The 14,728-nt window shown below is 65.5% G+C and carries 14 protein-coding genes; 6 read left to right on the top strand and 8 right to left on the bottom strand.

Features of this window, described 5'->3' with window-relative positions:
• Positions 1–26 precede the first annotated feature (26 nt).
• From ACS5Q1_RS12700 to ACS5Q1_RS12690, 3 genes are all read left to right on the top strand, one after another.
• On the top strand, positions 27–410 hold the full coding sequence (locus ACS5Q1_RS12700) for a hypothetical protein (protein ID WP_473098548.1): 384 nt from the start codon (positions 27–29) through the stop codon (positions 408–410).
• A gap of 377 nt (positions 411–787) precedes the next feature.
• Positions 788–1,000 carry a hypothetical protein gene (locus ACS5Q1_RS12695; RefSeq protein WP_473098547.1) on the top strand — a complete coding sequence of 71 codons (213 nt, stop codon included), beginning with the start codon at positions 788–790 and terminating at the stop codon, positions 998–1,000.
• A 70-nt stretch (positions 1,001–1,070) separates the two neighbouring features.
• A complete protein-coding gene (locus tag ACS5Q1_RS12690) occupies positions 1,071–2,771 on the top strand; it encodes a bactofilin family protein (RefSeq protein ID WP_473098546.1) in 1,701 nt (566 codons plus the stop codon).
• Between the two features lie 20 nt (positions 2,772–2,791).
• On the opposite strand, the gene ACS5Q1_RS12685 is transcribed toward ACS5Q1_RS12690, so the two are convergent.
• A complete protein-coding gene (locus ACS5Q1_RS12685) occupies positions 2,792–3,139 on the bottom strand; it encodes a hypothetical protein (protein WP_473098545.1) in 348 nt (115 codons plus the stop codon).
• A 360-nt stretch (positions 3,140–3,499) separates the two neighbouring features.
• Between ACS5Q1_RS12685 and aqpZ the strand changes: the two genes are divergently transcribed.
• The gene (gene aqpZ, locus ACS5Q1_RS12680; protein WP_473098544.1) at positions 3,500–4,252 is read left to right on the top strand and encodes an aquaporin Z; all 753 of its coding nucleotides are present in this window, start codon (positions 3,500–3,502) and stop codon (positions 4,250–4,252) included.
• On the opposite strand, the gene ACS5Q1_RS12675 is transcribed toward aqpZ, so the two are convergent.
• From ACS5Q1_RS12675 to ACS5Q1_RS12650, 6 genes are all read right to left on the bottom strand, one after another.
• The gene (locus ACS5Q1_RS12675) at positions 4,218–4,673 is read right to left on the bottom strand and encodes a hypothetical protein (protein WP_473098543.1); all 456 of its coding nucleotides are present in this window, start codon (positions 4,671–4,673) and stop codon (positions 4,218–4,220) included. The two genes, aqpZ and ACS5Q1_RS12675, sit on opposite strands and share 35 nt — an antisense overlap.
• 176 nt (positions 4,674–4,849) lie before the next feature.
• A complete protein-coding gene (locus ACS5Q1_RS12670; RefSeq protein WP_473098542.1) occupies positions 4,850–5,236 on the bottom strand; it encodes a hypothetical protein in 387 nt (128 codons plus the stop codon).
• Positions 5,237–5,298: 62 nt separating this feature from the next.
• Positions 5,299–5,802 carry a hypothetical protein gene (locus ACS5Q1_RS12665; protein ID WP_473098541.1) on the bottom strand — a complete coding sequence of 168 codons (504 nt, stop codon included), beginning with the start codon at positions 5,800–5,802 and terminating at the stop codon, positions 5,299–5,301.
• A 129-nt stretch (positions 5,803–5,931) separates the two neighbouring features.
• Complete coding sequence (locus ACS5Q1_RS12660; RefSeq protein WP_473098540.1) at positions 5,932–7,482, bottom strand: nucleotide-binding domain-containing protein; 1,551 nt, start codon at positions 7,480–7,482, stop codon at positions 5,932–5,934.
• Positions 7,479–8,693: an SAVED domain-containing protein gene (locus tag ACS5Q1_RS12655; protein WP_473098539.1), complete on the bottom strand. Its 1,215-nt coding sequence runs from the start codon at positions 8,691–8,693 to the stop codon at positions 7,479–7,481. Before ACS5Q1_RS12655 ends, ACS5Q1_RS12660 begins: the two co-directional genes overlap by 4 nt.
• Positions 8,694–9,003: 310 nt before the next feature.
• Positions 9,004–12,714 (bottom strand): vitamin B12-dependent ribonucleotide reductase, encoded by a 3,711-nt coding sequence (locus tag ACS5Q1_RS12650; protein WP_473098538.1) that lies wholly within the window; start codon positions 12,712–12,714, stop codon positions 9,004–9,006.
• 664 nt (positions 12,715–13,378) lie between these two features.
• On the opposite strand from ACS5Q1_RS12650, the gene ACS5Q1_RS12645 reads away from it, so the two are divergent.
• Complete coding sequence (locus ACS5Q1_RS12645; RefSeq protein ID WP_473098537.1) at positions 13,379–13,792, top strand: NADH:ubiquinone oxidoreductase subunit NDUFA12; 414 nt, start codon at positions 13,379–13,381, stop codon at positions 13,790–13,792.
• Between the two features lie 30 nt (positions 13,793–13,822).
• Positions 13,823–14,050: a hypothetical protein gene (locus ACS5Q1_RS12640; RefSeq protein WP_473098536.1), complete on the top strand. Its 228-nt coding sequence runs from the start codon at positions 13,823–13,825 to the stop codon at positions 14,048–14,050.
• A 6-nt stretch (positions 14,051–14,056) separates the two neighbouring features.
• Here the strand turns inward: ACS5Q1_RS12640 and ACS5Q1_RS12635 are convergent, their stop codons facing one another.
• The gene (locus ACS5Q1_RS12635) at positions 14,057–14,653 is read right to left on the bottom strand and encodes a hypothetical protein (RefSeq protein ID WP_473098535.1); all 597 of its coding nucleotides are present in this window, start codon (positions 14,651–14,653) and stop codon (positions 14,057–14,059) included.
• Between the last annotated feature and the right edge of the window lie 75 nt (positions 14,654–14,728).

Raw genomic sequence — 14,728 nt, 5'->3', positions numbered from 1 at the left:
AGCGACCGTCGTTGGGTGGGGCCGGCATGGCGGAGGCAGCGGGTCTATTCCCGCCGATGGGATGGCCGGCGGTGGAGACCTGCACGCGTCTATTCCCGGCGGTGGGGACGACCCGCCTACTGGGGCAGGCCCGTTTATTGGGGTCGGCCCGTCTATTGGGTGCGCCGGTCTACTATCGGCGCTCCGACACATGGGGCTGGGGGCTGGCCGGGCTGGCGACGGGTGTCGCCATCGGTGCGGCGGCTGCCCAGCCGGCACCCGTCTTCGCGACCCCCATCCAATCCGCGATCGGTGGGTCATGCGCGACCCCTCTGCGGACATGCGCGTTGATCAACCCAGCGCCCATTGGCACGGGATGCTCCTGCCGCGTTCCAGGCGGCCGGGCGAGGGGCAGCGTCGTTGGGCCGTAGCGGGGCCGCGTGCCGGGGGCCGGTCAGCCAGTCTCGCGACCCACTCCAGCCGCCCGGAACGCGGCAAGCCAAGCGGTCCGCTCAGACAGTGGACGATTGAGCGACATGCTGTCCAGGCGTTTGCTCTTGAACTGGCCACGGCCCGGCGCCGCGTCCCAGGTTCGGGTGGGGTTCGCCCGACCCGAAATCAGGGTTATGCCCGATTGCGCCAAGCCCACCGATGCGTAGGCTTCGATGCGCAGCCCGTTCCCGCTCCCGATGATGCCTCCAGCGAGGCTGCCAACTGAGCCGTTTCGCGACGGCTTCTCTCTTTTGCCGATGGCAGGTTGCCGGAAATGCGGGGCACGGCGGCTGACGCGACTTGATGAGGAGGGAGCATGGCACGCAAGACACGTGAGCCGACGGGCGAGGAGCGGCGCGAGGAACTGGATCGGGATCTGGACGAGGAACTCGAGGGCACGTTCCCGGCCAGCGACCCGCCGAAGGTCACCCGGGTTCCGCAGAAGAGCCAGATCACCGGCGATGACAGGCATGGGCCTGGGCGCCGACTTTCCGAGGAGGCCCGCAGGAGGCTCCGCGATCACGAATGAGCGGCCGAGGATCAGAGGGCGCGTCAGCCCCATGAAGGACGGGCGGATCGGTCCAGGGAGCGCCGAAGGAGTGCCCAGGGCGACCGGCGGGGTCCGTCTTGACGCCTTCCGCCCCCTCTTGCCGGCCGAGGAAGAGGTCGTCTCCCGGCTCCTCAGTGGCAACCTCGATCGCCTCGGAGACGGCACGCTGCCGGCCCCGGATGATCCGGCACGGGCCCTCCGGGCTCCGTTCCTGCGCTTTCTCATCCTCGGCGGCGACGAGGGCCACCGGCCGCACGAAAAGGGCATCAGGGTCAGCGGCGCCTGGATCCAGGGCACTCTCGACCTCGAGGCGTGCCGGGTGTCCCGCGACATCTGGCTGAAGGACTGCCGCTTCGATGCCGTTCCGGTGTTCACGTCGTCCGTCATCGACCGTGCGTTCCTGGACGGTTCGTCCCTTCCCGGCCTCCAGGCCGAGCGGCTCGAAGCCCGGGGCGGGCTGTACCTGCGCGGAGCCCGCGTCGACGGCGAGATCCGCCTGACCGATGCACATCTCGGCGGCAATCTCGTGTGCGATGGCGCCGCCATCAAGGCGCTCGGGGGCTTTGCCCTCAACGCCGAAGGCATCGAGGTGCGGAACGTCTTTGCCCGCGGGGCGGATTTCCGGGGTGGCATCAATATGCGGGGCGCGCGGCTCGGAGCCGATTTCGATGGCACCGGGGCCTCCGTCTTCCATCCGGACGACGTCGCCATCGCCGCCGAGGCGATCGACGTCGGCGGCAGCATCCTGCTGCGCTCCGCCACCGTGGATGGCGAGGTGCGCTTGCTGGGTGCGAGGATCGCGGGGGACTTGAACTGCACCTCCACCGTGATCATCAACCCCGGCGATGATGCCCTGCAACTCAGCCGTGCCGTGATCGAGGGAGCGTTCTTCCTGCGCGAGAACGCCAGGGTCGACGGAGCGCTGGCCATGACGGGAGCGTCCGTCGGCACCATGCATGACGAGGCGCCATGCTGGCCCCAGAAGGGCGACCTCCGGTTGAACCGGTGCCGCTACGGGGCCTTCATCGGTGCCCCGGTGGATGCCGCAAGTCGCCTCGACTGGCTGTCGCGGCAGGTGCCGGAACGCTGGGGCGAGGACTTCTGGCCCCAGCCCTATGAGCAGCTCGCGGCGGTCCTGCGCGAGATGGGGCATCACGAGGATGCCAATGTGGCCCTCATCGAGAAGGAGCGGCAACAGCGCCGTGCGCGCCGCAAGCGCGCGCGCAATCCCCTCTGGCGCGCGGCCCTCGCCGCCAAGGACGGCATCCTTGCGGTCACGGTCGCCTATGGGCGCCAACCGCTGCTCGCCCTGGCCTGGCTCGCGGCCTTCTGGGGGCTCGGCGTCGCCGTGTTCGGCTATGCGGAGGGGCTGGGTGCCTTCAAGCCGAACAGCCCGATCGTCCTGCGCTCGCGCGAGTGGACGCTGTGCGGGTTGAATCGATCCGAGCAGCGCCTCCTCGCCGCGAGCCAGGAGGTCGCAAGCGGACTCGCCGACGACGGCGAGACCCAGCTTGCCTGCTTCCGACGGCAATGGGAGGCGTCGAGCTATCCCCGCTTCAACGCATGGATCTACTCGCTGGACGTGCTGCTGCCCGTGCTCGAGATGGACCAGAAGACATACTGGCGGCCCGATCCCGTGAAGCCCTCAGGGGAGGCGGCCCTGCATTACTTCTACTTCCAGTCTCTCGTGGGATGGGTGTTGAGCCTCCTGGCGATTGCGGGGTTCTCAGGGATTGTCAAATCACGATGACACGCCGGGTTCCGCTGGAGTCAGTGAAGGCCGTGGCCCGGACCTGGCTGCCGCATCAGCTCCCGTTCGGTGGCCAGCGCCATCCGCAGGCCGGCCCAGCGTTCCCTGGCCGCGGCCAGCCGCGCCGCGGCCGCCTCGTACCGCGCCATCGCGGCCTCCTCCTCGCGGAAGAGATCCTCGATCGGACGGAACGATCCCGCGCGGAAGGCTTCGTCGAGCACCCGGTCGAGCCTCTCCCGCACGGTCGTGAGATCCTCCCGCGCTTGCGTGCAGCGGGATCGGGCCCTGTCGAGATCCGCCGCCGCCTCGGCGAGCAGGCCTGGGGTGACGAGGGTCGCGAAGCTCCCGTGGAAGTCGGGCCATCGCATGGCGATTCCTCCCCTTCGAACGGTCCGTGTCCGCCATTCTCCCGCAACGGAACCGCTTGGACTATCGGGTCATGCCCCGAAAGGGCGTCCGGAAATCCCTGGCGCGCAGCAAAAAAAGAGGCCCACGATGCAGGTCTCCTCCTGTCGTCCGGGCGGGGCAGCCATGCCCCGCTGTCCGGCCGTCGTCGAAGCCAGGCTTCATCCGCCGCAGTCGCTTGCCACCGATGCTGCAAGGAGTATGTTTCTAGCCCAAATCAAGTCCTGCGTCCGACCTCGGCTCCCGACGGGCCACTTTGATCGACGGTTTCGTCGACGTCGCTCCAATACCCAAGTGGTTTGCGTCAACCCAGGGAGGAGCCCATGGACCTGCACAACAGTCAGAACATCCATCGCTGCGTTGCCGAGGGGATCGGGACCTTCTGGCTCACCTTCGCCGGCTGCGGCAGTGCCGTCATCGCGGCTGCCTTTCCCGACGTCGGCATCGGCCTGCTCGGCGTCTCGCTCGCCTTCGGCCTGAGCGTGCTCACCATGGCCTATGCCATCGGCCACATCTCCGGCTGCCACCTCAATCCGGCGGTCACCGTCGGCCTGGCGGCGGGCGGCCGCTTCCCGAGGCAAGACATCCTGCCCTACGTGGTCTCGCAGGTGATCGGCGCCGTGATCGCCGCAGCCGCCCTCTACGCCATCGCCGTCGGCGCCCCCACGTTCGATCTCGCGAAGGGCTTCGCGGCCAACGGCTACGGCGCGCATTCACCCGGCCAGTACAGCATGATCTCGGGCTTCATCGCCGAGGTTGTGCTGACCATGATGTTCCTGTTCATCATCATGGGCGCTACTCACGGCAAGGCACCCGTTGGGTTCGCGCCGATCGCCATCGGCCTGGCCCTCACGCTGATCCACCTCGTCGGCATTCCGATCACCAACACCTCCGTGAACCCGGCCCGCAGCACGGGTCCGGCCCTGTTCGTCGGCGGCTGGGCGCTGGCGCAGCTCTGGCTGTTCTGGGTCGCGCCGCTGATCGGCGGGGCACTCGGCGGCATCCTCTACCGCTGGCTCAGCGAAGAGCCTTCCGCGCAGGTCACGGGCGTGGCCCCTGCTGCCCCGGCAGAATGAACCAGGCCATTGATGTCGCGAAGGCGGGTTCGCCGTCGTCGGGCAGGCTCACGCGGGTGATCCGGGCGTCCAGCTCGTTCCCGGTGTACGGTGACCTCCTGCGGACGTAGACGAGCGGTTCCCCGTCCTCGCTGACGCCCCTGCCGATGACCCGGGATTCCATGTCCTGCCAGGCGGCGCGAATCCTTCCGCGCACGAACGCGGGGTCGAGCATCTGGGAGGCGACCTCGGGGTCGGGACGCAGCGAGGTCTTGTGGAGCGCGAGGACGTCGATGCGGCGCTCCACGGACGCGATGACGTCGCGGACCGTCCAGTCCTCCTCGTGCTCGAGCAGGTCGTGCACGACGTCGTCGATCTCGGCCAGGAGGGAGGCCGGGGAGAGCGGCTGGCCGGGCCGCGGCCACGGAATGTCGTCGTTCATCGGCATGCCTCCTCGCGGGATGGGCGGCTGCGGGAGCCGCTCAAGGGAGGGTCGGGGGCCTGTGCGCAATCGACAACCGCGGCAAATCCGACAGGTCGGCCATGACGCTGACGAGGTGACGCAAATGTCGGCGGGCCCGCTGATCCGGGCGGCCCTCGGTGGGAAACGCCGTTGCGTCAGTCGATGTCCTCTCCGCGGACATACGGGGAAAGGTGCCGGTAGTTCTCCCGGATGTGCTTGTTGAGCCGGCGGAGAATCTCGTCTTCCGTCTCGAACGACCCTATCGTCCCAAGGCCAGGCCTGTATTCAGGCGTGGCAAGAAGCTCCACGTCATCCGCAATGGGTTCTCTGTAGAACGCTTCGTACTCATACCGGATCTGCTCGGCGGCTCGGAGGTTCTCACGAGCGGCATCTACCTGCCCGTGGATCTCGTCTTCGGTCCCGACCGCCCTTGCGAGAAGGGTCTCGCCGTCGGTGCGGTAGCGCAAATACAGCGCCCTGGCTCCTTCCTGATCGGAAACATCGGCACCGGACAAGTCCGGGATGTCAACGTGGTCGTCCAATTTGAGCTGCCTCGGAAAAGGCCGAGGCTCGCACACGAGTCCTTGTCAATCCGTTATCGGCCTCACTCCACGGCGCGGCTGGGGCCTGTATTGGCGTCGGCCTGCCGGTCGGCCTCCAGGGCAAGGGCGCGCAGGAACTGCGCCACCGCCACGAAAGTCCCGTGACCTCCGGGCAGCGAAGGTGCTCCCGCTCTCAGCGTGGCGAGGAGGGGGGCGACGAACTCGGACCGGCCCTTCGACAGGAAGGCCATCCAGATGTGGAAGGCTCCGCTTCGTCCCAGACGGTGGACGTGGCGAGCCGGGACAAGGTCGGGCCAGTCTTCGGGCGCTTTCCCGGCACCGGCCCCATGGTGTCCCAAGCAGGCAGACAGGGTTCCAACGGCCTCCTCAAGCTCCGCATCGAATGCGGGGCCGGTCGACTTCAGGGATTGCGCCGTGGCCCAGAGCCGGAGTTCGGAGCGAAGGAACCACACGTGGTCGGACAACGGTGTCGGCGGGCCCAGTGCCTCACCATCCCCGAATGCCGTGTGGAAATGCCTCTTCGTTATGGAATCCGCTTCCGCCATCTGCGTGCCTCGCTCGCCCGGAGACCAATGGTTGCCCGATCGGCGGAAGCGGAAAACGGCAATTCGATCCGAGATCCTGTTAAAGCGCGGAACCAGACGGGCGCCGTCGCCTGGATGGCGCCCGTAGCGTCAACGAATGTTGACGACGAACGCCCCGCTGCGGGCGGCCAGCCTGCCGTTCTTCACGATGAAGCACTCGATGGAATGAGAGCCCCCATACTTGGTCGACTCCTTCTTGGTGAGACCTCCCTTCTCGAAGTATTCGAAGCTGCCTCGCAATCCGTTGGCACGCTCGGCGTCCGTCCCGGTGTTCACGATCTGCCAGTAAACCCTGTAGGGTGCCGGCACTGTCGTGTGAGCGACGAACCGGAGGTCGCCACCTTTCTCGAGTATCCGCCCTTCGCTCTGAAGACGCTCCGGCCGGAAGCCGTCACGGGTGAATGTGGCCTCTTCGATGCGGGCCTGGCCGACAGGTGCGTTCGGCCAATGGGGAGCGCGCCGATGGTTCGCGCGCATGACGAGATCCCGGCCGAAATCGCGGATCCTGACCGGCAGGTTGCCGGCGACCGTGATCGGGTGCTTCTGGAGAATGCGGTCGACCGGAATCGTTCCCATCGCACGGGACATCACCCGGGCAATCTCCTTGCGGTCACGGGAGCGGGAAACCGACTGGAAGTCGGTGCGTGCCCGTTCCAGCCACTCATCGAAGGCGATCCGGAGCTCCGGCTTCTCCTGCCACTTGTCGGCGAAGTTCTCCTCGGGATCCGTGGGGTTCGGAATGCGGTGGACGCCGTCCCTGCCGACGAGGACGTAGTCTCGCATGTCCGTGAGCACCCGGGTGAGGGCGTCCGCCGTCGTCTCCTCGCCCCTGTAGGCGTGCGCCGAAAGGGTGGTGATGATGATCGAGATCGGCGCCTCGTCGGGACTGCCCGAGAACATGATGTCCCGGTGGCGCTTGAGGAGCTTGATGGCTGACTGGAGAGGAGTCCTGACCTTGTAATCGGGGATCTTCTCCACTTCGGCGCGGGTTCCGGCCATCGCCGACTTCCGCCGCGCAAGAACCGCGCTCATGCGGGACTTGAACCACTCGCAGTAACCTTTCGGGTTGCTCCTCGGCCAATCGCTCGAGATCCGACGGAAGTTGGCGTGCTCCCGGTCGGTGATGGCGATGGCCGCTCCGGTCAGCTCCGGCGGAACGCCGATCATCCTGAGCAGCCTTCGGCCGTTGTCCCCTTGAGGCACGGCCGGGGTGACGTCGAGGTGGAACTGGCTCCCGTCCGCGTAATGGAGCGTCCAGCACCTCCGGCGCTCGCTCGCGGGCTTGTTCATACCCTTATCTTCGACGTAGGCGGCAAGCTCGCTGCCCAGCATGTCCTTGAGCTGCGACTGGCTGTAATGCTCCTTCGTCATGCGGCGCATCTCGCAGATCGCGTCGACGTCGTACTCGTCTTTCTCGCTGAGAGGCTTGATGGCCGTGCCGAGCCGGAAGGATCCCTGCACGTAGACCTGCGGGCCAAAGCGCTGGAGCTTGGAATCCGGGCGGTTGAGCCAGTCCCCTACGGAATGGTAGCTGCGCTCCGCCGCCTCGTAGCGGCTCGGCGGGATCTCGAGTTCGGCCTCGAGGGCATCCAGGAAGTCCTCGAACTCGCGCGAGGCACCGGGCGTGAAATGGAATGTCATGCCGCGCTCCGCTGCTCGTGGGTGAGTTCGTGCGCTGGGATGAAGCCGCCGAGCGCCTTGTTCTGGTCGTAGATGCGGATCGGGGGATGAGCTTTCGGTTGCCACGCCCGGCCGACTTCCACGGCGGCGGAGACGGGCATGGCCGGGAAGAGGTGCACGGTTACGTCCTCGCCATGCGCCGCCTTGATGGCATCGAGGGTTCCCCGGAAGGCCTTCGCGAACTCGGCCAGGTCATCGCGGCGCCGCATGATGTCGTTGTGGGCACCCGAGGCCGAGATCGACCAGATTGGGGCATCGGTACCGAGGATTTGGGCGATCCTGTCGTCGGCGATCCCTGCGCTCATCTCGAGCTTGAGGGCCACCGTCCTGCCTGCCGTTTCGGCCGGCGAGACGGTGAGGGACATCGGAGGCTCCGAGTCCTGCCACCGCCAGCCCTTCGGGTTCCGGAGAAGCTGTCGGACGTCCGCGGTGGGGACATCCGAGAGCAGGCGCCCGAGTTCCATGAGCAACGGCATGGGGGCCACGCCGAACACGGCAAGGCGCTTGATCTCCTGTCGTTCCAGGCGCCCTCGCACCTTCTGGGAGAACGTCTCTCGCAGATTGCGGAGGTGCGTCCTCCAGTAGTCGGGGTCGTGGTCAGGCAGGTTCAGGCCCACCACGTCGAGGTCGATCCAGCCGCCATCCGCCGGGTAAAGGTCAGGGAGCATGGCGGACCTCACGTGCTCGGCGGCGACGTGGGCTTCATTCGCGGCGATGCCTGCCGTGTAGCGGATCACGTGGCATGCGCGATCCTCATCGATGTCCGTCACGATCTCGATGCGCCGCTCATGACGGGCCTTCATCTCGTGCAGGCGTTCCACCGGGTAGCCCTGCCGCGTCTCGGGTCCATCGATGAGGCGGTGGTGGGGATCGCACATCAGCATCAGGTTGGCGGGGTCATGGGCGAGCTTCGGGGAAAGGACCGCATCACCGCGAGGGCCGTCCGCGCTGTCGGCGACGATGTGGGCGACGTAGGCCTTGTTCAGGTGCGTCTTCCCGGAGATGAGGTCGCCGATGAGGCGCTCGTTGCACCCGGTGAACTGGCACCGCCCGGCGGCCTGGCCCCAGACGATCGCCTTGATGTGGGCCGGGACTGCCTTGCGGGAGGTCTTGGGCGACGTGGTGGAGTCCTTTGCAGACGTGCGTGGGGCCTTCTGGCCACGGGTAGCCATTCACGAATCCTTTTATCGTGTTGGTTGATCCCCTTTTGTTCCGAGCGGGAGGTTTCGGGCAGCACACGACCGCCCGATCCATGAGGCTCAAGGAATTCGGGGAGGATGCCCGCTGCATAGGGCGGCGGGCCATCGAACTGGTCAGGTCCAGCGGTCGGGCAGGCTTCCGCCCATCAAGGGTTCAGTTCCTGTGCAACCCTAAGTTCCGCACCCGGTTCTGTCCGTCACGACGCTCTTATGCGATGCGTCGTGACGGACATTAACAGGTGATGTCGCCCCTTTTGGGGGCGGCATCAGAAAAGTTACGTGCTTACGAGCACCCCGTCGTGCTGCCGCAGGTATCGCACTTCAGGCACGTCCCATTCCGCACCAGCGTGAAGTTCGCGCATTCGGGGCAGGCTTCGCCGACATAGCCCTTCATCTTGGCCTCAGCGCGCTTGTCGGCAATCGACGGGGCCGGGGCTGCGAAGGCGAGATTGGACATTTCGGCTTCGCCGACCTTCTCCTCCACCGGCGCGCCGGCCGGAGCGAGTTCACCCTTGAGGGCGTTCGCGCCGACGGTCAGACCGGGTGTGCGCTGGATACTGCCTCCGGTGCTGCCGGCGCCGCCGCCGGGGATCAGCATGAGGCGGTCGACGGTGCCGCGGGTGAAGCCGCGGGAGACGACGGCGGTGGCAGGCGCAGGCTCCGGCGCCTTCGACTGGGCTTCGCCCGAGCCGATGGTGGTGGGGCCTGCTTCCGACGGATCGACGTGGGCGAGGTCGTTGCGGGAGAGATACGAGACCGCGAGCTCGCGGAACACGTAGTCGAGGATCGAGGTCGCGGACTTGATGCGCTCGTTGCCCTGGACGAAGCCGGCCGGCTCGAAGCGCGTGAAGGTGAAGGCCTCCACGTATTCCTCCAGCGGCACGCCGTATTGCAGGCCGAGCGAGATCGCGATGGCGAAGTTGTTCATCATCGCCCGGAAGGCGGCGCCTTCCTTGTGCATGTCGATGAAGATCTCGCCGAGGCGTCCATCGTCGTATTCGCCGGTGCGCAGATACACCTTGTGTCCGCCGACGACGGCCTTCTGGGTGTAGCCCTTGCGGCGGTCGGGCATCTTCTCGCGGTCGCGCAGGGCCACGACGCGCTCGACGATCTTCTCGACGATCTTCTCCGACACATGCGCGGCTTTCGCGGCGGCGGGGAGGGCGGCGACGTGCTCTGCGGCGTCCTCCGCATCCTCGTCCTCATCGGCGATGAGGGCGGAGTTGAGCGGCTGCGAGAGCTTGGAGCCGTCGCGGTAGAGGGCGTTTGCTTTGAGCGCCAGCTTCCAGGACAGCATGTAGGCGTTCTTGCAATCCTCGACGGTGGCGTCGTTCGGCATGTTGATGGTCTTGGAGATCGCGCCCGAGATGAAGGGCTGCGACGCCGCCATCATGCGGATGTGGCTCTCGACCGAGAGATAGCGCTTGCCGATCTTGCCGCACGGATTGGCGCAATCGAACACCGCGTAATGCTCCACCTTCAGGAACGGCGCGCCTTCCAGCGTCATCGCTCCGCAGATGTGGATGTTCGCGGCTTCAACGTCGGCCTTCGAGAAGCCGAGGAAGGCGAGCAGGTCGAAGGACGGATCGTTGAGCTTCTCCGCCGGGACTTTGAGCGTGCCGGTGAGGAAGTCTTCACCGAGGGTCCAGCGGTTGAAGACGAACTTGATGTCGAAGGCCGATTTCAGGCCCTTCTCCACTGCGTCGATCTTCTCATCCGTGAAGCCCTTCGCGCGAAGCGAGCCGGGGTTGATGGCAGGCGCCTGCTTCATGGAGCCGTGGCCGACCGCATAGGCCTCGATCTCGGCGATCTCGTGCTCGCGATACTTTAAGGCGCGCAGCGCGTCGGGCACGGCCCGATTGATGATCTTGAAGTAGCCGCCGCCGGCGAGCTTCTTGAACTTCACTAGCGCGAAGTCGGGCTCGATGCCGGTGGTGTCGCAATCCATCACGAGGCCGATCGTGCCGGTGGGCGCGATCACGGTGGCCTGCGCGTTGCGGTAGCCGTTCTTCTCGCCGAGTTCGAGCGCGCGGTCCCAGACCGCCTTGGCATGGGTGACGAGGTCCGCATCCGGGCAGGAGGCGTGATCGAGCGGGACCGGGTTGACGGCAAGGCCCTCGTAGCCGGCGGCCTCGCCATGCGCCGCGCGGCGATGGTTGCGGATCACGCGCAGCATGTGCTTCGCGTTGGCCTTGTAGTTCGGGAACGGTCCGAGCTCGCCCGCCATCTCGGCGGAGGTGGCATAGGACACGCCGGTCATGATCGCGGTGAGCGCGCCGCCGAGCGCGCGGCCCGCGTCGGAGTCGTAAGGAAGGCCCATGGTCATGAGCAGACCGCCGATATTGGCGAAGCCGAGGCCGAGCGTGCGGTACTCGTAGGAGAGCTGCGCGATCTCCTTCGACGGGAACTGCGCCATCATCACCGAGATTTCGAGCACCACCGTCCATAGGCGGCAGGCATGCTCGAACGAGTCGGCGTCGAACTTGTGGTTCTGGCGGTCGAAGAACTGCAGCAGGTTGGCGGAGGCAAGATTGCACGCCGTGTCGTCCAGGAACATGTATTCCGAGCAGGGATTCGACGCCCGGATGCGGCCACCGGCAGGGCTGGTGTGCCAGTCGTTCATGGTGGTGTTGAAGTGCAGGCCGGGATCGGCGGAAGCCCAGGCGGCGTGGCCGATCTGCTCCCATAGGTCGCGCGCCTTCAGGGTCTTCAGGACCTTGCCGTCCTTGCGCGCCTTGAGGTGCCAGTCGGCATCGGTCTCGACGGCGCGGAGGAAGTCGTCCGTCAGAGAGACGGAGTTGTTGGAGTTCTGGCCGGAGACCGTGAGGTAGGCATCCGAATCCCAATCGGTGTCGTAGATCGGGAAGTCGATGTCGGTGTAGCCCTGCTTGGCGAACTGGATGACGCGCTTGATATAGTTGTCCGGGATCATGACCCGGCGCGCCAGCTTGATCTCCTTCTTCAGGGCCGGGTTCTTCTCCGGATCGAAGCAGGCATCGCCTTCGGCCTCGCAGTTCACGCAGGCCTTCATGATGGCCTTGAGGTGCTTGTTGCCGAGCTTCGAGCCGGTCACGAGCGCCGCAACCTTCTGCTCCTCCTTCACCTTCCAGTCGATGTAGCTCTCGATATCCGGGTGATCGACATCGACCACGACCATCTTCGCCGCGCGTCGCGTGGTGCCGCCGGACTTGATCGCGCCGGCCGCGCGGTCACCGATCTTGAGGAAGGACATCAGGCCGGAGGAGCGGCCGCCGCCGGAGAGTTTTTCGCCCTCGCCGCGCAGCTTGGAGAAGTTGGAGCCGGTGCCGGAGCCGTACTTGAACAGGCGCGCCTCGCGGACCCACAGGTCCATGATGCCGCCCTCGTTCACCAGGTCGTCCTCGACGCCCTGGATGAAGCAGGCATGCGGCTGCGGATGCTCGTAGGCCGACTTCGACTTCGTCAGCTTGCCGGTCTTGTAGTCCACATAGAAGTGACCCTGGCCGGGGCCGTCGATGCCGTAGGCCCAGTGCAGGCCGGTGTTGAACCATTGCGGCGAGTTCGGCGCCACCATCTGGTTGGCGAGCATGTAGCGCAGCTCGTCATAGAAGGCCTGGGCGTCCTCCTCGGAGGAGAAATAGCCGCCCTTCCAGCCCCAATAGGTCCAGCAGCCGGCGAGGCGGTCGAAGACCTGCTTGGAGGAAATCTCGGAGCCGAAGCGCTGATCCTCGGGGAGGGAGCCAAGCGCCGCCTCGTCGGGAACGGAGCGCCACAGCCAGGAGGGAACGTCGTTCTCCTCGACCTTCTTGAGGTGGGCAGGCACCCCGGCCTTGCGGAAATATTTCTGGGCCAGCACGTCGGAGGCCACCTGGCTCCAGGTCTCCGGCACCTCGATGTTCTCAAGCTTGAAGACGACCGAGCCATCCGGATTGCGGATCTCGCTCGTGGCGAGCCGGAAGGCGAGGGAGGAATAAGGCGATTGGCCAGTTTTCGTATAACGCCGCTCGATCCGCATAGTCAGATTCCCAAGTATTGGGGACAAGCGTCCCCATGGCCGCGATTTGCCCCGCAGCTCATCAGCCCAAATTATTGTTCGACGCCCCAACGACCCGTTCTTTCGGATCGCCACACGTAACCGCCCGAGTTACAGCCTCCTCCAGACGCCACAAGTCGCGCGGCAATCATGTTGCCACGGAGCTCTGACGCTTACTCTGGGGAGTGTTCAACCGGCCTTTTTGGGTCGGTCGCCGGTCTCTGATCGGTACCCCGGCAAGCTAGTCGTGTTGCGAGCCTTACGTCAAGAACTTGTGTCGTGGCTCACGGTTCCAACTATATATAGTGGAAGATTGTTAAGAATGTGGAAAAGTAGCTAAGCCTCAGAGACTCCTTTGAGAATCCTTTCAGAGGTTTCTCTGCGGCCACGCTTCGCCGGCTCAAGGTCGCCTCGAAATGGCGATAGATGTTGTGCCGGCGCATCAATCGGTGGCGTCCGTGACCTGGCCTCTGAAAGGTCCGTCCCGAGCCCCAAAACGGCCTGAATGCGGGAGTTTTGCCTTGCGGCGATTGCGAGGTACCGAATCCGAGAATCAGTTGCGGGTTTTCGCGACTCAGAAGGCTGGACTTCGCCTCCTGCTCCGGCCATATTCCGCGCAACTTCAGGAACCCCTTCGGCGGTAGTGATGAAAGAGTTTTTGGCCCAGTTTTTTACCTGGTGGAATGGACAGACCCTCGGCACGCGATTCTTCACTTGGCGCAAGGGGCAGTTCGTGGGTGAGGACGAGTTCGGCAACAAATACTACCGCTATACGCAGCCCATTCCGATCGATTCGAATGTGGGCGCCGAGCGCCGCTGGGTTATCTATAACGGCTACGCCGATGCCTCGAAGGTCCCACCCGGCTGGCGGGCCTGGCTGTGCCATAACGGCGATGTCGCTCCGAGCGAGGAGACCTACAGGGCGTATGCCTGGGAAAAGCCCTTTGTGCCCAACATGACCGGCACCGCCCAGGCCTATCGTCCGCAGGGCTCCAGCCTCTCGACCGGAAAGCGCCCGCCCGCTACCGGCGATTACGTGCCTTGGACGCCGGGGGAGTAAGGCCTCTAAAGGCCTTTCTTCTGCGAGCCCATGCTGAAACGTACCCAGCCCCGCACCTGCATCGAATGCGGCCTCGCTTATGGCCATCCCGATTTCGGCTACCATTACGGCCGAATCGAGAACGGTCCCGCCTATTGGTCGGATCGTGGGATCCTGTGCTCCCATGCCTGCTCCGTGGCCCATTTCGAGCGACGCGAGAGGGAGGGCGATCCGATGAAGGAACCAGCCCCGAATCCCTTAGAGCAGGATTGGTCCTGAACAGGCTTAGCCCTTCAGGTGGAAATAGGACTGCCGTTGCATGACGGCGTCGGCAAACGGGCCGAAGGCCTGGATGACATGGCCCTGCGGCACCTCGATCCCGCGTGCGACGCCTGATCCCTTTAGAACGCCGCCACGCGCATCCGGCTCGGGATCGCGATAGGTTTCGCCATCGGCCAAGGTGCAGTTCTGACAGCGGATGGGACCGAGGATCTGAGCGCCACGGCCGATTCGGTTCGACAGGGTGAGCGAGCCTCCCCCGAGGAGACGGACGCCATCGCCGATGTCGATGGTCTCGCCGGCACTGGCCTTGAAGGTGAAGCCGCCTTCCTCGCCAACTTCTGCTTCGGCTCCGATCGCGACCGATCCACCTGCCGCGACGATGCGGGTTCCGGGAAAGAGATGCGTTCCCCGACCGATGGCGATGCTCCCGCCTGCCGAGATCTGGAGAATCACATTGGGCCAGAGGACGACGTCCTCCGCGAGCCGCACATCGCCTGAGACCAGCACCGAGCCTGGATCCGGCACCAGAATTCCACGTCGGGCGAGGGCAATCGTTTCATCGCGTGAGAGGAACCCGAGATGGTTGCGAGCGTCGTCCATGTCGCTGCTTGCTTTCTCTGCCGGAGCATCATGAAGCCAAGCTTAGCAACTTGACCTCAAAGTATCATCTTTCCG

This window comes from Microvirga sp. GN3, assembly GCF_055792825.1.
The sequence above is the reverse complement of the archived record's forward strand: the minus strand, read 5'-3'. Positions and strand labels throughout refer to the sequence as shown.

What these genes read in the sequence shown, in the direction of transcription:
- ACS5Q1_RS12695 (WP_473098547.1), top strand. Translation starts at nt 788, where the DNA reads ATGGCACGCAAGACACGTGAGCCGACGGGCGAGGAGCGGCGCGAGGAA.
- ACS5Q1_RS12685 (WP_473098545.1), bottom strand. Translation starts at nt 3,139, where the DNA reads ATGCGATGGCCCGACTTCCACGGGAGCTTCGCGACCCTCGTCACCCCA.
- ACS5Q1_RS12655 (WP_473098539.1), bottom strand. Translation starts at nt 8,693, where the DNA reads ATGGCTACCCGTGGCCAGAAGGCCCCACGCACGTCTGCAAAGGACTCC.
- ACS5Q1_RS12675 (WP_473098543.1), bottom strand. Translation starts at nt 4,673, where the DNA reads ATGAACGACGACATTCCGTGGCCGCGGCCCGGCCAGCCGCTCTCCCCG.
- ACS5Q1_RS12665 (WP_473098541.1), bottom strand. Translation starts at nt 5,802, where the DNA reads ATGGCGGAAGCGGATTCCATAACGAAGAGGCATTTCCACACGGCATTC.
- ACS5Q1_RS12660 (WP_473098540.1), bottom strand. Translation starts at nt 7,482, where the DNA reads ATGACATTCCATTTCACGCCCGGTGCCTCGCGCGAGTTCGAGGACTTC.
- ACS5Q1_RS12635 (WP_473098535.1), bottom strand. Translation starts at nt 14,653, where the DNA reads ATGGACGACGCTCGCAACCATCTCGGGTTCCTCTCACGCGATGAAACG.
- ACS5Q1_RS12640 (WP_473098536.1), top strand. Translation starts at nt 13,823, where the DNA reads ATGCTGAAACGTACCCAGCCCCGCACCTGCATCGAATGCGGCCTCGCT.
- ACS5Q1_RS12650 (WP_473098538.1), bottom strand. Translation starts at nt 12,714, where the DNA reads ATGCGGATCGAGCGGCGTTATACGAAAACTGGCCAATCGCCTTATTCC.
- ACS5Q1_RS12700 (WP_473098548.1), top strand. Translation starts at nt 27, where the DNA reads ATGGCGGAGGCAGCGGGTCTATTCCCGCCGATGGGATGGCCGGCGGTG.
- aqpZ (WP_473098544.1), top strand. Translation starts at nt 3,500, where the DNA reads ATGGACCTGCACAACAGTCAGAACATCCATCGCTGCGTTGCCGAGGGG.
- ACS5Q1_RS12645 (WP_473098537.1), top strand. Translation starts at nt 13,379, where the DNA reads ATGAAAGAGTTTTTGGCCCAGTTTTTTACCTGGTGGAATGGACAGACC.